General features: G+C 63.7%; 20 protein-coding genes. 7 read left to right on the plus strand and 13 right to left on the minus strand.

Annotated features, from left to right (window positions below; all coding sequences use genetic code 11):
• Positions 1-2: 2 nt before the first annotated feature.
• The 9 genes from QPK27_RS01900 to QPK27_RS01940 form a co-directional block, all read right to left on the minus strand.
• Positions 3-338, minus strand: a complete 336-nt coding sequence (locus tag QPK27_RS01900) for a flagellar protein FliT (protein WP_308633363.1) — start codon at positions 336-338, stop codon at positions 3-5.
• A gap of 40 nt (positions 339-378) precedes the next feature.
• Entirely contained in the window at positions 379-828 is a 450-nt protein-coding gene (gene fliS, locus QPK27_RS01905; protein WP_290416609.1) for a flagellar export chaperone FliS, read from the minus strand.
• Between the two features lie 59 nt (positions 829-887).
• On the minus strand, positions 888-3,509 hold the full coding sequence (gene fliD, locus QPK27_RS01910; RefSeq protein WP_290416498.1) for a flagellar filament capping protein FliD: 2,622 nt from the start codon (positions 3,507-3,509) through the stop codon (positions 888-890).
• A 181-nt stretch (positions 3,510-3,690) separates the two neighbouring features.
• Positions 3,691-4,044 (minus strand): flagellar protein FlaG, encoded by a 354-nt coding sequence (locus QPK27_RS01915; RefSeq protein ID WP_290416499.1) that lies wholly within the window; start codon positions 4,042-4,044, stop codon positions 3,691-3,693.
• 84 nt (positions 4,045-4,128) lie between these two features.
• Positions 4,129-5,700, minus strand: a complete 1,572-nt coding sequence (locus QPK27_RS01920) for a flagellin (RefSeq protein WP_290416500.1) — start codon at positions 5,698-5,700, stop codon at positions 4,129-4,131.
• Positions 5,701-6,023: 323 nt separating this feature from the next.
• Complete coding sequence (fliB, locus tag QPK27_RS01925) at positions 6,024-7,256, minus strand: flagellin lysine-N-methylase (protein WP_290416501.1); 1,233 nt, start codon at positions 7,254-7,256, stop codon at positions 6,024-6,026.
• Positions 7,257-7,318: 62 nt separating this feature from the next.
• Positions 7,319-8,908, minus strand: coding sequence for a GGDEF domain-containing protein (locus QPK27_RS01930; RefSeq protein ID WP_290416502.1), 1,590 nt, complete (start codon positions 8,906-8,908; stop codon positions 7,319-7,321).
• Between the two features lie 120 nt (positions 8,909-9,028).
• The gene (locus QPK27_RS01935) at positions 9,029-9,673 is read right to left on the minus strand and encodes a response regulator transcription factor (RefSeq protein ID WP_290416503.1); all 645 of its coding nucleotides are present in this window, start codon (positions 9,671-9,673) and stop codon (positions 9,029-9,031) included.
• Entirely contained in the window at positions 9,670-10,788 is a 1,119-nt protein-coding gene (locus QPK27_RS01940) for a sensor histidine kinase (protein WP_290416504.1), read from the minus strand. The genes QPK27_RS01935 and QPK27_RS01940 overlap by 4 nt, the downstream gene beginning before the upstream one ends.
• 97 nt (positions 10,789-10,885) lie before the next feature.
• Here QPK27_RS01940 and greB point away from each other — a divergent pair, with 97 nt between their 5' ends.
• On the plus strand, positions 10,886-11,455 hold the full coding sequence (gene greB / locus QPK27_RS01945; RefSeq protein ID WP_290416505.1) for a transcription elongation factor GreB: 570 nt from the start codon (positions 10,886-10,888) through the stop codon (positions 11,453-11,455).
• A gap of 68 nt (positions 11,456-11,523) precedes the next feature.
• Positions 11,524-12,117 (plus strand): biliverdin-producing heme oxygenase, encoded by a 594-nt coding sequence (locus QPK27_RS01950; RefSeq protein ID WP_290416506.1) that lies wholly within the window; start codon positions 11,524-11,526, stop codon positions 12,115-12,117.
• A 141-nt stretch (positions 12,118-12,258) separates the two neighbouring features.
• Here the strand turns inward: QPK27_RS01950 and QPK27_RS01955 are convergent, their stop codons facing one another.
• The 4 genes from QPK27_RS01955 to QPK27_RS01970 all read right to left on the minus strand — a co-directional run bounded on the left by QPK27_RS01955 (position 12,259) and on the right by QPK27_RS01970 (position 16,617).
• Entirely contained in the window at positions 12,259-14,505 is a 2,247-nt protein-coding gene (locus tag QPK27_RS01955) for a bifunctional (p)ppGpp synthetase/guanosine-3',5'-bis(diphosphate) 3'-pyrophosphohydrolase (protein ID WP_290416507.1), read from the minus strand.
• An 87-nt stretch (positions 14,506-14,592) separates the two neighbouring features.
• A complete protein-coding gene (gene rpoZ / locus QPK27_RS01960; RefSeq protein ID WP_005665923.1) occupies positions 14,593-14,796 on the minus strand; it encodes a DNA-directed RNA polymerase subunit omega in 204 nt (67 codons plus the stop codon).
• 68 nt (positions 14,797-14,864) lie between these two features.
• Positions 14,865-15,512, minus strand: a complete 648-nt coding sequence (gene gmk, locus QPK27_RS01965; protein ID WP_290416508.1) for a guanylate kinase — start codon at positions 15,510-15,512, stop codon at positions 14,865-14,867.
• Between the two features lie 217 nt (positions 15,513-15,729).
• Positions 15,730-16,617, minus strand: coding sequence for a YicC/YloC family endoribonuclease (locus tag QPK27_RS01970; RefSeq protein ID WP_290416509.1), 888 nt, complete (start codon positions 16,615-16,617; stop codon positions 15,730-15,732).
• 93 nt (positions 16,618-16,710) lie between these two features.
• On the opposite strand from QPK27_RS01970, the gene QPK27_RS01975 reads away from it, so the two are divergent.
• The 5 genes from QPK27_RS01975 (at position 16,711) to hemW (ending at position 21,319) form a co-directional block, all read left to right on the plus strand.
• Positions 16,711-17,700, plus strand: a complete 990-nt coding sequence (locus QPK27_RS01975) for a serine/threonine-protein kinase (protein ID WP_290416510.1) — start codon at positions 16,711-16,713, stop codon at positions 17,698-17,700.
• A 13-nt stretch (positions 17,701-17,713) separates the two neighbouring features.
• Positions 17,714-18,652 (plus strand): PP2C family serine/threonine-protein phosphatase, encoded by a 939-nt coding sequence (locus tag QPK27_RS01980; RefSeq protein WP_290416511.1) that lies wholly within the window; start codon positions 17,714-17,716, stop codon positions 18,650-18,652.
• Positions 18,653-18,664: 12 nt separating this feature from the next.
• Positions 18,665-19,399 carry a ribonuclease PH gene (gene rph, locus QPK27_RS01985; RefSeq protein WP_290416512.1) on the plus strand — a complete coding sequence of 245 codons (735 nt, stop codon included), beginning with the start codon at positions 18,665-18,667 and terminating at the stop codon, positions 19,397-19,399.
• Positions 19,400-19,484: 85 nt separating this feature from the next.
• Entirely contained in the window at positions 19,485-20,069 is a 585-nt protein-coding gene (gene rdgB, locus QPK27_RS01990; RefSeq protein WP_290416513.1) for an RdgB/HAM1 family non-canonical purine NTP pyrophosphatase, read from the plus strand.
• An 11-nt stretch (positions 20,070-20,080) separates the two neighbouring features.
• Positions 20,081-21,319 carry a radical SAM family heme chaperone HemW gene (gene hemW / locus QPK27_RS01995; RefSeq protein WP_290416514.1) on the plus strand — a complete coding sequence of 413 codons (1,239 nt, stop codon included), beginning with the start codon at positions 20,081-20,083 and terminating at the stop codon, positions 21,317-21,319.
• Positions 21,320-21,332: the final 13 nt, after the last annotated feature.

A 21,332-nucleotide genomic window follows, 5' to 3' on the forward strand; every position in this document is an offset into this window, starting at 1 on the left:
GTTCAGACGCCGTAGGCGCGCACGACGCGGCGTTCGGTCGCGGTGTTGCCGATCATGGCCGACAGGTGCGCCATCCACGGCTGGGTCAGGTCGCGGATCTGGCGGTCGGTGTCGAGCATGCGGCGGATCGCGGCGACCTTGCGCTGGCGCTCCTGGCCGGCCAGCGGCTGGCCGTCGCCGTCGGCCTTCAGGCGGCGCACGCAGGCCGCGCATTCCTTTTCCAGCTCGGCCAGCAGATCCCATTCGCTGGCGCTGGCCGCGTCGAGCATGCGGTCGGTGATACCGACCATGGTTTCATACACCGACACGACTTCCTGTCCGCTCATCGTCATCATCATTCTTTGTACTCTCGTTCTCGTGCTTGGCGTGGTAACCGGGTCAGGCGCTCATCAGGGAAGGGGCTTGCTGCATTGCCGACGACGGCATGCCCGGTTCCGCGTTCTCACCGATCTGTACCCAGGCTCCGCGCAAGTCGGCCATCAAGCCATGGACTTCTTCCAGAATTGCGATGTCGTTCTTGATGTTTGCTTCGAGCAGGCGGCGGCTCATGTAGTCATACAGGGCGTCCAGATTCGCCGCGATCTCGCCGCCTGCACTCTTGTCGAGCGCGGCGCGCAGGCCGTTATCGATGATTGCGATCGCCTTCGACAGAGCCGCGCCCTTGGCCGCCACATTCGACGACTTGATGTTGTTGATTGCACTGAGCAGGGAGACGATGACGCCGTCGTACAGCATCACGACCAGCTTGTGAGGCGACGCCGCGGCGACACCGGTTTCAAGGCCCACCGTTGCGTACGCGCCGACACCGCGCTTAGGGGTTCCAAACATAGGTTTCTCCAAAAATTCTGATAATGAATCGTGCTGAAAATTGTGCGATAAAGCGTAGATCAACCCCAGTTCGCCGACAGCGCTGCCAACTGCTGGGTCAGATAGTTGGACGTGTTCTGCATCGACGCCAGCGAAGCGTCGAGCGCCACGAACTGGGCTCGGTAACGTTTCTCGATGCCTTCAAGGCGCGTCTCGAATCTCGAGCGCTGGTCGGCGATCGACTTGATCGACGCGTTCAGGCCGTCGGTCTTGCTGGTAAGGATGCTGCCCTTGCCGATAAAGCTGGCCGCCAGGTTGGTGAGCTGGTAAGCGAAGCCTTGCGAGAACGTGACGGTACCGCGGTCACCCTTGGCGCCGCCGGTGATCGATACCTGGATCCCGGACGCACCTGAACTGTCGCTGGCGGTCAGCTGTTGACCATTGCCCTTGGCGGCCACGCCGCCAATGGTTCCGATCACGTCTTTACCCTTTTCTGCCGTGGTTGCTCCGAAAACGTTGGCCAGCGAGCTGCCGCTGACGCTCTCGATGGAGACGTTTGACATCGAGCCGTACTTGCTCGACGACAGCGAGAGGATGCCACCTTCGACCGAGGTCTCGACCGTATCGCCGGCGCCGGCGAACGTGGAATTGCCGTTGATCGCAGAGCGCAGCATCGCTGCCAGATCGGCATTGCTGTAGGTGCCGGCAGTCAGTTTGATTTCCTGGGTCTTGCTTTCGGTGACTGGATCGGTCTGGTTCAGCGTGACGCGCCAGGTGGTGTTCGGTTCGATCGTGGTCGAGCCGCTCAAAGCAGTGCCGCCGACAAACGTGCCGCGCGTGGCCAGTTCGGTGACGTTCACCGCATAGCTGCCGGGCTTGGTAGTAGCGCTCGACTTGTCGAATTTGACCAGGCCGTCGGTGGTCGATCCCATCGCGGCAAACAGGCTGCCGATGTCGCCGGCGTTCTCGCTGATTGCCTTGTTGAGTTTGGTGGAATCGAGTTTCAGGGTGCCGTCCTGCTGGAACGAGATGCCGACCTGGCTGAGCGAGTTCAGCTTGCCGCCGGTGCCTTCCATGACGCTGCCGATCTGGCGTCGCAATTGGCTCTGGATCGACCGCACGCTGGCGTCGCCCTGCAGCACGCCGCCGGTCTTGGTGGTGGCGTTGTAGCCGGTCAGACCGCCGATGGTCTTCTGCATATCGTTGTATGCCTTGACGAAGTCGTTCACCGCCGTAGAGATGGCGGCGGTGTTCTTCGAGACCGTGACGGTGCTGCTGCCGAGAGCGCTGACGTCGAGCGACACGCCTTCGACAGCACCGGTTACGGTAGTGCTGTCGCTTTTGATGTCGATGCCGTTCATGTTCAGCACCGTGCTCTGGGCACCGACTGTCTGCGTCAAGTTCTGCACACCGGCCGGGTCGTAGCCGAGCATGGCGGCAATGGCCGGGTCACCGGCGTCGCCATTGGTCCCGCCGACGGTGATCTTCATGGTGGTCGCCTCGCCGGTCTTGTTCGATGTGAGCACCAGGTGGTAAGGATTGGCGCTGCCGTCCGACACGATGGTGGCGGTTACGCCCATGTCGCCCTTGTTGATGGCGTCGCGGATGCCTTGCAGCGACTGGGCGCCGGCATCGAGTGTGATAGTTTTGCTGGCGATGGCGCCGTTGAGTGCGAATTCGGAACCGATATGGCTGCCCACGCTACCGGCACTCAGGCCGGCGGCGCCTGGATTGGTACCGCCAACGGTGATCTGAGTACCGCTGGTCGAACTCAGCTTGATGCCGGCCGTTGCCGTTATGCTCGAACCCGGATTGGCGGCCTCGTCGTTGCGTCCGATACCGCCAGTAACGCTGCCGCTCACGGTCTCGGTGACCGCGATGCTGGAACCGTCGGCGGCGGTAAACTTCAGCGATCCATTGGTGGCGCTGCCTTCGACGGTGATGTTGGCAGCTGCCAGCGCGTTGCGGGTGCCGGCGCTGGCCAGGGCTGCATTCAGGTCGGCGGTGCTCAGGGTAGCGGCGCCGCTCAGCGATGCAATCTGCACACCCCCGACAGACAGGGCATAGCTGGAACCGGATACAGTGGTGACTTCGCCAAAGTTCTTGAACAAATCGGTCGCGGTACTGGTGCTGCCGGCGGTAGCGATAACGCCGGTTTTCGTGCTTTGGGCATTGATCGCTTCGGCCAGCGCACGCGCGCTATTGGTGGTCGATCCGGTCGTGATCGCGGTGCCGTTGATGCTGAGCGAACCGTTTGAAATACCGCTGGTAGCGACTGCTGACCCAAGCGCATTGCCGGTGGCGCCGAAGCTGCCGCCGCTGGCGGTGCCAAACTGGACGGTGATGGTGGTCGGGGCGCCTTTGCCGATAATCGCAGTATTACTGGCCATGCCGCCAGTCTTGAGGCTTTGCGCCTGAGCCAGCTGGGTGACGTTGATATTGTATTTGCCCGGCACGGCGCCCGCGCCGGCAGTGGCACTCAGGACGTCTTTATTCGAGCCGGTCGCGCTCAGGCCCTGGAAGGTGGAGGAGGAATTTAGCGAAGTCAATGCAGCCTGGAAGGTGCCGACAGCGGCACTCACTTTTCCCAGGGCAGCGTTGCGCGCCTGCAGCGAAGCCGTCTTCTTGTCGAAGTTCGCCAGAGGTGCCGATTCCGCCTGCATCAGCTGGGTGACGATACTGTTGATGTCGAGTGAGGCCACTTGTTTCTCCCGTGAAAGCGATAATGTAAGTGGTTATCGACAGAAACAAACGGTTCTGAAGAGCGGTAAAGGCAGCTCTGTTTTTATTTTGCCGCTCAGCTCGCAGAAAACACTTTGCCATTAAAGAAAGACGGCGCCGTCTCCAGAGAGACGGCGCCGTTTGCGCAGCAACGATTTCTGTTCAGGCGGTTTGCCGGATCAGCAATCCCTGCATCTTGTCGATCGACTTGGCCATCTGCAAGGCTTCCTCGGTCGGCATCTGGCGCACCACTTCCTGGGTGCTCTGGTCGATGATCTTGACCACGATCTGTTTGGTATCGTCGTCGATCTCGAACTTCAGGCTCTGGGACGAGACCTGCATAGCCTCGTTGAGCTTGTCCACTGCAGCCGAAACATCTTCTTTGCTCGGCGGCGTGGTGGCCATGTCGGACTCAGGACGCACGGGGCGTCCGGCGACCGCGCCACTCTCGGCCGCCGCAGCCGGACGTTCGTCCAGGCGCGGGGTGAGCGGCAAACCGGTAGTGTGGATTTGCATGTCGATTTCCCTAGTAAAAATTCCCCGGCTGAATTTCTTCAGCCGGGGAATCGCTTACAGCGCGTTGTTACCTTGTGCTAGCGATTAGCCACGCAGCAGCGACAGGACGCCGTTCGGCAGCGAGTTCGCCTGGGCCAGCATCGAAGTGCCGGCCTGCTGCAGGATCTGGCCGCGAGTCATTTTCGCGGTTTCAGCAGCAAAGTCGGTATCGACGATACGGCTGCGCGATGCCGACAGGTTCTCGGTGGTCGACGACAGGTTCGAGATCGCCGATTCGAAGCGCGACTGCAGGGCGCCATACTGGGCGCGCTGGCCGTTGACCTTGGCCAGGGCGGCGTCGGCGATCTTGATCGCTGCCTGGGAGCCTTCGAAGGTGGTGATGTCCAGCGATGCGACCGATTTCAGTTTCGAAGCGTTGCCGTCAGCAGCCAGGTTGAAGCCGGAGCCGCTGGTTGCGGGGGTGGCGCTACCTGCTGCGTCAGTCACCGAGAAGCTGTTTTCCGAGTCGAACGAGACACGGCCATTGGCAACAGCGGTTGCGTTGGCGGCGGTCAGGTCAATGTTGGCAGTAGCCGGTACCTTGCCGTCGGCCTGGTAGTTACGCACTTCCAGCTTGGTGTTGGCGGTGGCGCCGTTGGCGATCGCGATGTTTTCGCCAGTCGCATTGGTCAGCTTGATGCCGCCTTCCTTGCTGTCGTACTGGGCAGTCACGCCGGTATTGGCCGACTGGGCGTTGATCGCGTTGATGGCCGACGCATAATCAGTCGCGTTCGATGCGCTGCCGCCCACCGAGAACGAGATATTGACGGCTTTTTCGTTGTCCGATTGCAGCGTGAACGAGTACGAGCCTGCTTCCATCTTCAGGTTCATCTCGGTCGTGGCGCTTGCGGTAACGCCGGTCTTCGCGGTCTTGTTGTTGATGTCGCTGGCGATCGACTTGGCTGTCGAGCCTTTGGCGGCAGCAACTGCGGCCACGTCATCGGCATTCCCGGCAACGCCGTCAGGACCGGCAGTACCCGGGGTGCCGGCAGCAGCTGCGATGGTCTTGATGGTTTCAGAACCGAGCGCGCCGTTGATGGTGAACGAACCTTCTTTCGCGCTGCTGGTAGCGGCAGCGGCAACACCATTCGACGAAATGTTGTTGTTGCCGTAGGTGTTGGTCTGGAAGTTCGAACCGGTCATCGAAATCAGCTGGCCTGCGTTGGCGCCGACCTGGAAGTTGGCGGTACCCATGGTGCCGTCCAGCAGCTTCTGGCCGTTGAATTCGGTGGTGTTCGAGATGCGGTTCAGTTCCGAGCTGAGCTGGGTCACTTCAGTCTGCAGGGCCTGGCGGTCGCTGGCCGAGTTCGACGAGTTCGACGATTGCACTGCCAGTTCGCGGATACGCTGCAGGATGTCGCCCGAGCTCGACAGGGCGCCTTCTGCGGTTTGGGCCATCGACACGCCATCGTTGGCGTTGCGGGTGGCCTGGTTCATGCCCTTGATCTGCGAGTTCATGCGGTCCGAAATCGCGAGGCCGGCGGCGTCGTCCTTGGCGCTGTTGATGCGCAGACCCGACGACAGGCGTTGGATCGAGGTGTTCAGGGACGATTGCGAAGCCGACAGGTTACGCTGCGAGTTCAGGGATGCTACGTTGGTATTGATGACGGATGCCATGGTGTCTACTCCAGAGACGTGGTCTTGCGGGGTGCGGCGACTTTACCGCTGGTTCACATTGGACCGCCACGCTGTTCCGTGACGTTCAATCCGCTGTTGTTACTGGTAACGGTGCCCTACGGAAAAAGTTTAGGGCGGCCATCACAAAAAAAGTGCATTTTTTGGGGAGCTGCGGTGCAAGGTTCGGTCTTGACGGCAGGTAAAAGGCTAACTTGAGGGCAAAAAAGAATTTTTTTGATGAGTTCGATATGCTGTGGCAGCGCCGAAAAGCTCCATCGCACGTGAAAAGTCCGGCCCAGTAAGGTACTTGACAGCAGCCTGCGTTAAGTGCGCAGTAGCGTATAGAGCCTGTCCAAGCCAGCCCAGCCGCTATCACGCAGCGCATTCTTGACATGCACCGTATAGGCACGGTCATGCTGGAAGCGACGACAGTGCAAGTGCACAGTCGCCATCAGAGTCGCCACAGGCGGCAGGCCGCCGGTAGTATTGCACTGGGCAGCAAGCAACAGGCGCAGCAGACCGAAACGCGCGATCAGCCCCAGATAGCTGTCATACGCGTCCTTGCTATTGAACGGAACCAACTGAGTGAACATTTCATTGAGTACAAAGTGTTCCAGCAGATAGGGTGTCTGTTGCAACGCTTCGTCCAGCCGCGCCAGGCCGCGCTGATAGCCGCGTATCAGGCTGGATTCACTGACCACGCCATGTTCGTCAGCACCGAGCTGGCGCGATAACTGTTCGATAACGGATTGCTGGAATGGCGACGTAGCAGTGAAACCCTTGGCGCTCCATAACAAGGCAAATACCTTGGCCTGAGCGCCGTGGTCCGGACGGATCAGGTCGAGCGTTGCAGTCATGTTGCTACTCTCGATCAGTTGCGTGAAATCCTTGATCAGCGCTTGAACGTTCTGCCCGTCCTGGTCACGTTGATTAGATGTTAGAGCTTCGCAGAATGTACCTAGCAGGGCCAGACGCTGCCATAAGAGCAGTTCGCGGGTGCGCATCAGGTTCAGGCAGAAAATACGCGCTTCAGTCATGGCTTCGGCCATCAGCGAATTGCTCATCTCGATCGCATGTACAGTGTCTACACGCACACCAGCCGGCGACTCAACGAAATCAAATGCGTCCTCGGCCAGTAGTGCTAGACGTGCTGCTTCCGGACATGAAAGCGACATGGCCTGCTCAAAATGTCCATTAATACTTCGGTTCACTCGAGGAAAGGTATGGCACACATTCGAGAGAAAGCTTTCCCCGATGCTGGCCTGCACCGTACAGCTGCCATTTTTGAAAGCAGCACAATTCTGATGTTCGCCTACCGGTTCAATGGTGGCGTACATTGCATCGCTCTCAGCGCCTTCGACTCGCCTCAGTTTGGTTTCTAGCTGGCGCAGGATAGGAAACGTTTTACTGCGATAGGCGTTGTAGGTTTTCTTGTCGATATGGACTGGCCAGCCGGAGCAACAACTATCCTCGCAGCTGGCGCCAATACACCGAAAGCGTTCGACGTAGCGCGGCATGAGCGCAGGCAAAGTAACGGTATGATGCAAAATAGCCATGAGCGGTCGATCGGGATGAAAGATGAGCGATGAGGCCGAGTGTAACCTTGTGGAAACTCAGCTTAGCTCGCGATCACCACCCGATTCTTGCCGCTATTCTTGGCTTGGTACATGGCCCCATCGGCGCGCTTCATCAGGCTGGCCTGCTCCTCGTGCGGATGGCGCAGCGCAACCCCGCACGAGAACGTGATCAGCATCTTTTCGTTATCGTGCAGGAAGAAATGCTTGGTCAGCTCGCGCTGCACCCGCACCATCGCCGCCGCTGCCGCCTCGACGCTGGTCTCCGGCAGCAGGATCAGGAATTCCTCGCCGCCGAAGCGCGCGATCACGTCCACCGCGCGCAGCGTCTCGCGCACCACCTTCACCAGGTGGCGCAGGGCGGCGTCGCCGGCCATGTGGCCGTAGGTGTCGTTCAGGCGCTTGAAGTTGTCCAGGTCCAGCAATGCCACGCACAGCGGCGTATTGCGGCGGTCGGCGCGCGCCGATTCGCGCTCGAAGACGTCGTCCAGGCCGCGCCGGTTCAGGCTGCCGGTCAACTGGTCTTCACGCACCAGCTCGCTCATATGCTGCAGCTCTGCTTCCAGCTCGCGGATCCGCAGTTCGGCGTCCTGCACCTCCTGGTGCGCCGCCAGCATGCGGTCGCGCGAAGCCAGCGCCTCGTCCTGCGCGGCGCGCGTCTCGCGCAGCACCTCGTCCAGCACGGCGTTGAGTTCGTCGATGTCGGCGGCGCCGGCGATCCGTTCCGACAGGCCGCCCAGCCTGGCGTGGTATTCGCCGCTCGAGGCGGCGGCCGAGCCGAGGCGGTCGATGAAGGTCGCCATCATGTTCTTCATGGTGGCGCGCACGTCGGCGATGCCGTGCTTCAGGTGACCCTGCTTGATGATCACGTCCTTCAGGCTGCGCGTGGCGTCTTCCAGCGCGCGCGCGTCCAGGGGACCGGCGATCAGGTCCTGCACCGCCAGCACCTGGCCGCGCATCCAGTTGTCGTCTTCCAATAAACCTTCGACGTTGTCGAGCAGCAGGCGGAACAGGCGCAGCAGCAGTTCCTGGCGCTCGGCGCCTTCGTCCTTGCGCAGTTCGATCTGGAAGCACAGTTGCTTGAGGCGCGCGGCGATGTCCTGCAGCTCGGCTTCGCCGACCGCATTCTTGACCAGGGCGCCGAGCGCTTCGGCCTCGAGCACCATCTCGGGATTGCCGTCCAGCAGGGAGGCGCAGGCGAACGACAGGGTGCGCGCCAGCATCTCGCGCAGCAGGCGGGTATCGGGTTCTTCGGTGCCCAGCGCCATCACCGGCGTGTTGCGCCGCAGGTGACGCTCGGACAATTGCGCCAGCGCCTGGGTATAGCCGCTCCAGTCGGCGGTTTTCACGGCGCGCGCCATGCGCCGGCCGTAGTCCGACAGTTCGCCCGGGGTCTCCAGCAGGCGCCGCGCGAAAGCGGCCAGCACTTCGCTCGCGCCATGGTCGGGCGCCGGCGGTGATGGCGATGGCGGTTCGGCACGCTTGGACGGTACACCCGCGATCTCGTCGTAGATGGCGCGGTAGGCGTCCGGCGTCGGCGCGATGCGGCGCGTGGCCAGGCGGCGGAACGCTTCGCGCGCGATGTCCGCCGGATTCAGCGTGGAATTGGCGGTGGGAGTGGTCGGAGTAGCCATGGGATGCTGCGAGGACGGATTTGCCGGATTGGCGACATGATAAGCAGCTTTCTTGCCGCTTATCAATTAAAAAAGACGACAAGCACGATTACGCCTCCGCCTTACAACAGAATGTCACATTCAGTCGACCAGGCCGTTACGGATCGCGTAGGTGGTCAGTTCGGCGCTGGTCTTGAGCTGCATCTTCACCAAGAGGCGCGCGCGGTATTCGCTGACGGTCTTCACCGACAGCTTGAGCTCCTGCGCGATTTCGCTCACGGTGCGGCCCGACGCGATCATGGTCAGGGTCTGGTATTCGCGGTCCGACAGGCCTTCGTGCGGGGCCGCCTCGTGGTCGGCGCCGACCTGGCTGGCCAGGGTCTGGGCCAGCGCCGCGCTGACGTATTTCTGCCCGCCCGCCACCTGGCGGATCGCGGTCACCAGCTCGCGCGGCGCGCTCTGCTTGGTCAGATAGCCGGCGGCCCCGGCCTTGAGGGCGCGGATCGCGTACTGGTCTTCGCGGTGCATCGACAGCATCAGCACCGCCAGTTCGGGCTTGTCCTTCTTGATCTGCTTGAGCACCTCGATGCCGTTGCGGTCCGGCAGCGAGATATCCAGCAGCATCACGTGCGGCCGCGCCTTGCCCACCAGGCGCCCGGCGTCGAGGCCGGTCTCGGCTTCGCCGGCGACGACGATGTCGCGTTCTTCGGCCAGGATTTGCTTGAGTCCTGCGCGGACGATGGCGTGGTCATCGGCGATGAACACGCGGATAGTTTTCTCGGTCATTCTTGTTCTTGTGCCGGGCGTCCGCTGCCCGAAGGAGACGGCGGCGCGGCCAGCCTGGTCTTGATGGTCACCATCGTGCCACCTCCTGGCCCCGCCGACAAGGCCAACGTTCCCTTCATCGCTGCGGCGCGCTCGCTCATGCCGCGCAGGCCGAAGGAGTGCGGCTTCAGGCGGTCGCTCGGGACCAGGCCGCGGCCGTTGTCGCACACGGTCAGGGTCAGGTGGCTGCGCTGGCGCCGCAGCGACACCGTGACCCGGGTCGCGCCGGCATGCTTGGCGATATTGGTCAGCGCCTCCTGGTAGACCCGGAACAGGGCGGTGGCGTGGTCGGGATCGAGCTCGACGTCGCCGTCCGGGCAGCGCATCACCACCGCGATGCCGGTCTGCTTCTCGAATTCGCGCGCCTGCCATTCGAGCGCCGCCACCAGGCCCAGGTCGAGCGTGCTGGGGCGCAGGTCGAGCGAGATGCGGTGCACCGCCTCGATGCTGCGGTCGACCAGGCCGTCGACGTAGGCGGCTTTTTCGAGCAGGCCAGGCTGGTCGTCGGGCAGGCGCGCCGCCAGCATTGCCAGCGCCATCTTGATCGCTGTCAGGTTGCCGCCCAGGTCGTCGTGCAGCTCGCGCGCGATGCGGGCGCGCTCGTCTTCCTTGGCCTGCTCGATGTGGGCGGTCAGTTCGAGCAGGCGCTCGTGCGAACGGCGCGCCGCTTCCTGCTCGTGACGGCTGGCGCTGATGTTGGTCATGATGCCGTCCCACTGTATCACGCCTTCGGGCAGCGCATGCGGCGTGGCGCGCAGGTTGATCCACTTGACGTCGTTCCAGGCGGCGATGCAGATGCGGCCTTCCCAGTTCCAGCTGCCCAAGGTGGTGGCGGAGGCGTGCATGGCGTCGCGGTAGCCCTGGCGGTCCTGGTCCAGGATCAGCGATTCGAACAGGGACGGGTCGCGCTGCAGCGCGTCCACCGACAGGCCGAGCAGGGAGTGGCAGCCGTCGCTCAGGCTGGGGAAGGCGCTGCGCCCGTCCGGCCACAGCCGGAACTGGTAGACCAGGCCGGGCGGCTGGTGGGCGGCAGGCTGCGGCTCGGCGGGGGAAGATGCAGGCGAGGGCGTGCTCATCGTTTGTCTCTCTGGTTGTGGCCGCACGCGACGGATGTTGGCAACATGATACGGCAAACGCGCCGCGATTCCCGTGAACTCTCGTTACAATGGCGTCATGAACAAGGCATTCGTAAAAGAGTCCGACAACGACGACGATGACGGCGAAGCACTGGCGTTGGCGCAAGCCATTCCGGAGGGCGCCAAGAACTACATCACGCCTGCCGGCTATCAGCGCATCAAGGACGAGCTGCTGCAGCTGATCGACGTCGACCGGCCCGAGGTGGTGCGCATCGTGCACTGGGCCGCGTCCAACGGCGACCGTTCCGAGAACGGCGACTATATCTACGGCAAGCGCCGCCTGCGCGAGATCGACCGCCGCATCCGCTTCCTCACCAAGCGCATGGATTCGGCGTTCGTGGTCGACCCCAGCGTCCACCACGGCAACGACCAGGTGTTTTTCGGCGCCACCGTTACCTACATCAACAAGGCCGGCGAAGAGCACGTGGTGACCATCGTCGGCATCGACGAGCTCGACCCGTTGAAGGGCAAGATCAGCTGGGTGTCGCCGGTGGCGCGCGCGCTGACCAAGTGCCGCGAGGGCGACGTCGCCCAGCTGCAGACTCCGCTCGGCATGGACGAGCTCGAGATCGTCGCGGTCGAGTATCCCGAGCCGGTCGCCGACTGAAAGCGGTGTCGACTGGTAAGATGGTGGATGCTTTCCCAGAATCCTTCCCCATCTTTCCTGGCCGCCGCATGAACCAATCCCACGACACCGCGCACGCCGATGCGCTGGCCGCCCTGCGCGCCGCCACCGGCGCGCGTCACGAACGGCTCGACGGCGGCATGCCGCTGGCGCGGCCCGAGCCCGACCTCACCGACTACGCCGCGCACCTGACCATGGTGCGCGACTGGCTGCTGCCGCTCAAGGCGTGGCTGGGGCGATTCCACGACGGTCCGCAGGCAGCCCTGCCGGCGGTGGCGCATGTGGCGCTGATCGAGGCCGACCTGCACGGCCCCGGCATGCCGCCGGCAGCCGCGCCGCGCCATCCTCCCGCACCATCGCCCGAGGGCTGGCCGCTGGACGCCAGCGCCGCTTACCGCTGGGGCGTGTGCTATGTAATCGAAGGTTCGCAATTGGGCGGCAAGGTGCTGTACGGGCGCCTGGCCGAGCGGCTGGCGCCGCATCCGCTGCGTTATCTGCGTGGAGAAGACGCCGGTCCCGGCCCGCGCTGGCGCGCGTTCATGGGGGCGTTGAAGGCCGAGGTGACGACGCCGGAGCAGATTGCCGAAGCGTGCAAGGGTGCGTGCGATGCGTTCGACAGCATCCTGGCGGTGAGCAAGGCGTAGGGTTGGCGGCTCTGCCGCCGACGCGTCGATTGTTATCAGCTCCGCTACCGTGCCGGATGATCTCGCTGCCAACCATCATCGCGTCGGCGGCGGAGCCGCCAACCCTACGGGGTAAGCATGCGCCCGCATGGGCGCCGAACATTACGTCCGCTCGCGCTCCACGCGATTGACCCCGGTCACCCGCCGCAGATTGCGGATCAATTGCGCCAGATGCACCCGATCCTGTACCTGGATCGTGAAGCGCAGCTGGGTCATCGTGCCTTCGTCGTCCTCATCCATGCCGACGTAGGTGATGTTGGCGTCCGACTCGCCGATCTCGGCCGCCACGCGCGCCAGGATGCCTTTCTCGTTGTTGATGAGCAGACGGATCCGGGTCTCGAAGCGGCGGTTCAATTCCTCGCCCCACTGCACCGCGATCCAGCGGTCCGGCTCCTTGGCGCGCACGCGCTTGGCCGGTACGCAGTCGCAGGTGTGTACCACCAGGCCCTGGTCGCGCCGCAATTGGCCGATGATCTGGTCGCCGGGAATCGGCAGGCAGCATGGCGCCAGCTGCACCGCCACGCCTTCGCTGCCGTAGATCGTCACCGGCGCCACGTCGCCGGCCGGCAGCGGCTGGTGCGACGGCAGCAGGTCCGGGTCGCCTTCCATCAAACCGAAGATATGGCGCGCCACCAGGGCCGGCATGCGCTTGCCGATGCCGATGTCGGCGTACAGCTCGTCCATCGTGTTGGCCGAGGATTCGGCCAGCAGCTTGGCGACGGTCGCTTCCGGCAGCTCGGGCTTGATGTTGCGCACCGCCAGCGATTGCGCCAGCAGTTCGCGGCCCAGTTCGCTCGATTCGTTGACGTCGACCGTGCGCAGGTGGTGGCGGATCGCCGAACGTGCCTTGCCGGTGCGGACAAAACTGAGCCAGGTCGGGCTCGGACGCGATTCGGTGTCGGTCAGGATCTCGACGATGTCGCCGTTGTGCAGCTCGGTGCGCAGCGGCTGTTCTTCGTTGTTGATCTTGACGCCCACCGTGTGGTCGCCGATGCCAGTGTGGATCGAGTAGGCGAAGTCGAGCGCCGTGGCGCCGCGCGGCAGGGCGATGATCTTCGACTTGGGCGTAAACACGTACACCGAATCCGGGAACAGGTCGACCTTCACGTGCTCGAGGAATTCGGCCGAGTCGCCGGTCTGCTGCTGGATGTCGAGCAGCGACTGCAGCCAGGCGTGGGTGCGCTGCTGCAGGTCGGACAGATTCGAGTCGCCGGTTTTATACAACCAGTGCGCCGCCACGCCGCTCTCGGCGGTGCGGTGCATGTCCTGGGTGCGGATCTGGAATTCGACCGGGGTGCCGTAGGGGCCTATCAGGGTGGTGTGCAGCGACTGGTAGCCGTTGATCTTGCCGATCGCGATGTAGTCCTTGAACTTGCCCGGCATCGGTTTGTACAGCGCGTGCAGGGCGCCCAGCGCCACGTAACAGTTGGGCACGCTATCCACGACCACGCGGAAGCCGTACACGTCCAGCACCTGCGAGAACGACAGGTGCTTGTTGCGCATCTTCTTGTAGATGCCGAACAGCGTCTTTTCGCGGCCGTCGACCTCGAACTGCAGGCCGCTGCTGGCCAGCTGGGTCTTGACCGACTCCATGATCTTCTTGACCACTTCGCGCCGGTTGCCGCGCGCGGCCTTGATCGCCTTCGACAGGGTCTGGTAGCGCAGCGGATACAGGTGCGAGAAGGCCAGGTCCTGCAGCTCGCGGTAGATGTTGTTCAGGCCGAGGCGGTGGGCGATCGGCACGTACACTTCCATCGTCTCGCCGGCGATGCGGCGTTTCTTGGCCGGCACCATGAAGCCGAGCGTGCGCATATTGTGCAGGCGGTCGGCCAGCTTGATCAGGATGACGCGCACGTCCGAGGCCATGGCCAGCAGCATCTTGCGGAAGTTTTCCGCCTGCGCCTCGAGCTGGCTCTGGAATTCGATTTTTTCGAGCTTGGACAGGCCGTCGACCAGGTTCGCGACCTGGGCGCCGAAGCGCTCGATCAGTTCGTCCTTCTTGACGTCCTGGTCTTCGATCACGTCGTGCAGCAGGGCGGCCATGATGGCCTGGGCGTCGAGCTTCCACTCGGCGCAGATTTCCGCGACCGCGATCGGATGGGAGATATACGGCTCGCCCGACTTGCGGACCTGGCCCAGGTGCATTTCGTCAGAGAAGCGGTAGGCTTCCTTGACCTTTTTCAGTTCGGCGGGGGTAAGGTACTCGGACAGCTTGGCGATCAGCTGCGTCACCGACGCGACACCGGGAACGGCGGCGGTCTCGATATAGTCCGGTGGACGGTTATCGGCGCGCCGTTCCTTTTGAACGGGGTTGCGTGGTTGAGTCGAGTCCGGGGGAAACAGGTTCATACTTTAATCGTCAATCCGTGGTGAGTACAGAATAGCAGAAGACGGGATGACGCAGATTCGGAGCAAAACTCGGGCAACCCCGAGTAATTACATCGGGACTTTCTTCAGCATTTCCAGGCCGACTTTACCGGCGGCGATTTCGCGCAGGGCGACCACGGTCGGCTTGTCCTTGGCTTCGACCTTCGGGGTGTGGCCCTGCAGCAGCTGGCGTGCGCGGTAGGTCGCGGCCAGGGTCAGCTGGAAGCGGTTCGGGACGTTCTTGAGGCAGTCTTCGATGGTGATGCGGGCCATGTGGTGCTCCTAATGAAGGATATAAACAAGTACAGCGCGCCCAGATATGTCAATAAGGGCGCGCGGAATCAGGATTGCGGTTGTTGCGCGTGGATACCCAGCTGGGCAAACAGCGCCGCGTTGCGCGCCGCCTGCTGGGCGAATCGGCAACGTGTCGCTTTGACAATCGCCTGCAGTTCGGCCAGGGCGACGTTGAACTCTTCGTTGATGATAGCATATTCGAACTCGGGAGCGTGAGCCATCTCGCCCCCGGCCGCCAGCAGACGACGGGTGATGATGTGCGGTTCGTCGGTGCCGCGCTTGTGCAGCCGCTCTTCCAGCGCCTCGATCGACGGCGGCAAAATGAAAATGCCGGCCGCGTCCGGGAACAGCTTCTTCACCTGGCGCGCGCCCTGCCAGTCGATCTCGAGCAGGATGTCGGTGCCGTTCTTCATTTCGTTTTCCACGGTCAGGCGGCTGGTGCCGTAGTAATTACCGTGCACCTCGGCCCATTCCAGGAATTCGCCGCGCTCGGCGCGATTCACGAAATCCTCGGCGCTGGTGAAGTGGTAGTGCTGGCCATCGAGCTCGCCAGGGCGCGGCTGGCGCGTGGTGGTCGAGATCGACAGCTTGATGCCCGGCTCCTGGGCCAGCAGGGCGTTGACCAGGCTCGACTTGCCGGCGCCGGACGGGGCGGCGACGATGAACAGGCTGCCGGAGAAAGCGTGTGGGAGCATGGGGGATTCCTTTGTTAATGCGGCTTCAATGCGCGGTTGCGTTGCGAGCGTGATGTCGCGACATGTCATGTTAACGTTGAACGCGTCGGCGGCGTAGCCGCCAACCCTACGAATGCGGCAACATGCATCAACGTAGGGTTGACGGGTTCCCCGTCGACGCGTTCAACCGGCTCGAATTCGGCCGATCATTTCTTATTTCCGGATCACTCCGGCGTCATTACTCGAGATTCTGCACCTGCTCGCGCATCTGCTCGATCAGCAGTTTCAATTCCATCGACGCATCCGCCAATTCCTTGACCGACGCCTTGGCGCCCAGCGTATTGGCTTCGCGATTCAGTTCCTGCATCATGAAGTCCAGGCGCTTGCCGACCTGGCCGCCTTTTTTCAGGATGTGGCGCGTTTCGTTCAGGTGCGCCGACAGGCGCGACAATTCTTCCGAGACGTCGATCCGGATCCCGTACAAGGTCACTTCCTGGCGAATCCGCTCCAGCACTTCCTGGCGCGTCAAGGTCGACGGATTGCCGTGGCCGGCCAGGCCCAATGCATCCTGCATGCGCTCGATCGCCTTGTGCTGGAATTGCGCGATCACTTGCGGAATCAAGGGCGTGATGCGCTTGACGATCACTTCCATCGCGTCGATGCGCGACTGCAGCATGGCTTCCAGCGCCGCGCCTTCGCGCTTGCGGCTGTCCACAAAAGCGGCGATGGTGGTGGCGGTGAGGGCGGCCACGTCGGCCTGCAGCGACTCCTGGCCGATGGTCGATTCCTCGACCACGCCCGGCCAGCGCAGCAGCTCGGCGACCGTCATCGGCGCGGCCTGGGCGAAGTGGTTCGCCACCTCGACCTGCAGCCGCGCCAGGTCGGCCAGCAGCGCGTGGTTCAGGGCCTGCGAGCCGCCGCTGGCCTTGCGGCCGAACGACAGGCGCACCTCGACCTTGCCGCGCGTGATGGCGGCCATGATCGCCGAACGCAGGTCGGGTTCCAGCGCGCGCAATTCATCGTTGATGCGGAACTGCAGATCGAGGAAACGCGAATTGACGCTCTTGATTTCGATCGTGAGGGTTCCGGCAGCGCCTTCGCTGGTGGCGACCGCATAACCTGTCATGCTTGAAATGCTCAATGGGATCCCCGGTTTTTATTCTTTACAAAGCCGACATTTATCCACACAATCGCCCTGTTTAGCAAGGAAACCCTTTGGATGGCTGCACAGAATAACGCTCCCCTGCCCGATGGGCTGGACATTGCCGGATACCGCATTGTAAAGAAAATTGCGTCCGGTGGGTTCAGTATTGTTTACCTTGCCTATGACGGCGAGGGCAATGCGGTGGCGATCAAGGAGTACCTGCCGAGCGCGCTGGCGCTGCGCCAGCCGGGCGAACTGACGCCGACTGTCGCCAAACAAAACCTGCCGGTCTTCCGCATCGGCCTCAAGTGTTTTTTCGAAGAGGGCAGGGCGCTGGCGCGCATCGTGCACCCGAACGTGGTGCGGGTGCTGAACTTCTTCAGCGCCCACGAGACCGTGTACATGGTGATGGCCTACGAGTCCGGCCACGCGCTGCAGGAACACATCGCGCGCTGCGCTGCCCGCCGCAGCCGCCCGAGCGAACAATTCATCCGCCAGGTGTTCGGCTGCGTCTGCCGCGGCCTGCGTGAAGTGCACGCCAACAAGCTGCTGCACCTGGACCTGAAACCGGCGAATATCTACTTGCGCCTTGATGGCACACCGCTGCTGCTCGATTTCGGCGCCGCGCGCCAGACCCTGCACAGCGACGCGCCGATGCTGGCGCCGATGTACACGCCCGGCTTCGCCGCGCCCGAGCTGTACGCGCGTGGCAGCAATCTCGGGCCGTGGACCGACATCTACAGCCTGGGCGCGGCGATGTTCGCCTGCATGACCTGCACCACGCCCCAGCCGGTCGACGCGCGCCGCGCCCAGGACAAGGTGCTGGGCCACCTGGCGGCGCTGCAGGGACGCTACTCGCGCGAACTGACCGCGCTGGTGCGCACCTGCCTGGAGCTCGATCCGCTGGCGCGTCCGCAAAGCGTGTTCGCGATCCAGAAGGCGCTGACGGAGCCTTACGAGGCGGCGCCGGAACGCGATGCGCACGCCGGGGACGAGGCGGAAGCGGATGCGCCGGCAGGCTGGCGCGGCGTGGTGCGCCGCCTGAGCGCATTCCGGCGCGGCTGAAAGGAATCGAGCGATGCAGTTTTCGGTGTACCAGCAGAGCCATATCGGCGGACGCAAGATCAACCAGGACCGGATGGGCTACAGCTTCACGCGCGACGCGCTGCTGCTGCTGCTGGCCGACGGCATGGGCGGGCACCAGGGCGGCGAAGTCGCCGCTTCGATCGCGATGCAGACGGTGGGCATGATGTTCCGGCTGCAAGCGCGGCCCTATGTGAAAAAGCCCGAGCGCTTCCTGGAAGAGGCCTTGCTGCAGGCGCACCACGACATCCAGGCCCACGCCGTGGCCAACGACCTGCCCGAGCTGCCGCGCACCACGATCGTGGCCTGCCTGGTGCAGCACAACTGCGCGCTGTGGGCGCACTGCGGCGACTCGCGCCTGTACTGGGTGCGGCGCAACCAGATCCTGGCATGCACACGCGACCACTCGCACATCGAATACCTGATCGAGCGCGGCCGCGCTGACCCGCTCGAGCGCGCCACCCACCCCGACCGCAACAAGCTGTACAACTGCCTGGGCGCGTCCAGCCCACCGAAGATCGAACTGTCGGCGCGCGCCGGCCTGCAGCCGGGCGACGTGCTGCTGCTGTGCTCCGACGGCCTGTGGTCGATGCTGCCCGACAGCGAGATCGTGCACCGCCTGGCCCATCCCGGCGGCGTGGTGGCGGCGGTGCCCGAGATGGTGAACATGGCGGCCGCGATCGGCGGCGCCGGCGCCGACAACGTCACCGCGCTCGGCATCATGTGGCAGGGCGCCGATGTGGACGCTGCACTTCCGAACGTGATCTCGACCCAGATGCTGGCCGACGATGCGGTCAGTTCCACCATCGTGGCCGGTGAACCGGCGCCGGGCGAATCGGACAGCTTCGGCGCGGACGACATCGAAAAAGCGATCGCAGACGCAGTTGCTGAAATAAGGGCCGCGATCGAGAAATCATCCCAGTTACTCAAATAAGAAAGCATCACCATGACTTTTGAACAGCGTCCCAGCGGCCGCACCGTCGACCAGTTGCGCCCGATCTCCATTACCCGCCAGTACACCAGGCACGCCGAGGGTTCGGTGCTGATCGAGTTCGGCGACACCAAGGTGATCTGCACCGCCAGCATCGAAGAGAAGGTGCCGCCGTTCCTGAAAGGGAAGGGCCAGGGCTGGCTGACCGCCGAATACGGCATGCTGCCGCGCTCGACCCACACGCGCATGGACCGCGAAGCCGCGCGCGGCAAGCAGACCGGTCGCACCCAGGAGATCCAGCGCCTGATCGGCCGTTCGCTGCGCGCCGCGTTCGACCTGGAGGCCTTCGGCGAACGCACGCTGCACCTGGACTGCGACGTGATCCAGGCCGACGGCGGCACCCGCACGGCCGCGATCACCGGCGCCATGGTGGCGGCGTACGACGCGTTTTCCGTGCTGCTGGAGCGCGGGCTGATCGCGTCCATCCCGGTGCGCCATTTCGTGGCGGCGGTGTCGGTTGGCGTCTATCGCGGCGTGCCGGTGCTGGATCTGGATTACGTGGAAGATTCGGACTGCGACACCGACATGAACGTGGTGATGACCGAGCACGGGAACTTCGTCGAGGTGCAGGGCACGGCCGAAGGGGCGGCGTTCGACCGCGCCGGAATGAACCGCCTGCTGGACCTGGCGCAGCAGGGGATCGCGGATCTGGTGCATCTGCAGAAGCAGGCCTTGCGCGTCGACGCTTGAATCCGCGGATGGTTGCAGGGCGTCGCACGCCCTGGCAACAAGGGCGTAAAATACCCGCCTTTCCACCCAAGCTTCTCCCGCCACCATGACCCAACGCCTGATCCTCGCCTCCAACAACGCCGGCAAGCTGAAGGAATTCGCCCAGCTGCTGTCCCCGATCGGTTTCGACCTGCATGCGCAAGGCGAATTCGACGTGCCGGAAGCGGAGGAGCCGTTCGGCACCTTCGTCGAGAACGCGCTGGCGAAAGCGCGCCACGCATCGCGCCTGACCGGCCTGCCGGCGCTGGCCGACGACTCGGGCGTGTGCGTCAACGCGCTCGGCGGCGCGCCCGGCGTGCATTCGGCGCGCTTCGGCGGCGAACCGAAATCGGACGAACGCAACAACCGCAAGCTGCTGGCCGAGCTGTCGACCAAGGCCGACAAGTCGGCCTATTACTACTGCGTACTGGTCTACGTGCGCCATCCGGACGACCCGCAGCCGATCATCGCCGACGGCCGCTGGGACGGCGAGATCGTGGTCACGCCGCGCGGCGCCAACGGCTTCGGCTACGACCCGCACTTCCTGATCCCGGCGCTGGGCAAGACCACGGCCGAACTCGAGCCGCAGGAAAAGAACGCACTGTCGCACCGTGGCCAGGCGCTGCGTGCGCTGGTCGAGAAACTGAAGTAATCACTGCTGAAATGATTCCAATTAAAGTGGCCGCCCCGGCGGCCGGCGAGCCGCGTACCCCGGCCAGCGCCGCGCTGCAGTACCTGCAGCCGGGCGCGCTCAACCTGGCGGCCTTGCCGCCGCTGTCGCTGTACGTGCACTGGCCCTGGTGCGTGCGCAAATGTCCGTATTGCGACTTCAATTCGCACGAAGCCAGGGGCGAGCTGCCCGAGCAGGAATACCTGGACGCGCTGCGCCTCGACCTGGAGCAATCGCTGCCGCTGATCTGGGGCCGCAAGATCCACACCGTGTTCATCGGCGGCGGCACCCCGAGCCTGATCTCGGCCGCCGGACTGGATCGCTTGATGTCCGACCTGCGCACGCTGCTGCCGCTGGAGCTGGACGCCGAGATCACGATGGAAGCCAATCCCGGCACCTTCGAGGCCGAGCGTTTCAGGAGCTATCGCGACAGCGGCATCAACCGCCTGTCGATCGGCATCCAGAGCTTCAACCCGGCGCACCTGCAGGCGCTGGGCCGCATCCACGACGGCAACGAAGCATTGCGCGCGGTCGAGATCGCGCAGAACACGTTCGAGAACTTCAATCTCGACCTGATGTACGCGCTGCCGTCGCAGACGCTGGAGCAGGCGCGCCATGACCTGCAGACCGCGCTCGACTTCGCACCGCCGCACCTGTCGCTGTACCACCTGACGATGGAACCGAACACGGTATTCGCCAAGTACCCGCCCGAGCTGTTGCCGGACGACGACCTGAGCGCCGACATGCAGGACCTGATCGCCGGGATGACATCTGGCGCCGGCTACGGCCACTACGAGGTGTCGGCCTATGCGAAACCGGGCCACCGCGCGCGCCACAACCTGAACTACTGGAAGTTCGGCGACTATCTCGGCATCGGCGCCGGCGCCCACTCCAAGCTGTCGTTCCCGCACCGCGTGCTGCGCCAGGCGCGCTTCAAGCAGCCGGGTTCCTATATCGAGGCGGCGAAGCGCGGCAACCCGGTGCAGGAAGAGCACGAGATCGGCCGCGCCGACATGGGCTTCGAATTCATGCTCAACGCGCTGCGCCTGACCGAAGGGTTCGATCCGAACCTGTTCGGCGAGCGCACCGGCATGAACATCGGCGCCATCCGCAAGGCGCTGGACGAAGCCGAAGCCAAGGGTCTGCTCACGCGCGACCACCAGCTGATCCAGCCGACGGAGCTGGGACGGCGCTTTTTGAACGACCTGCAGGAGATGTTCCTGGCCGAGTGAGGCCGGCTGTCAG

The sequence above is a fragment of the Massilia sp. YIM B02443 genome (assembly GCF_030411955.1).
In the GTDB taxonomy this organism is placed as follows: domain Bacteria; phylum Pseudomonadota; class Gammaproteobacteria; order Burkholderiales; family Burkholderiaceae_D; genus Telluria.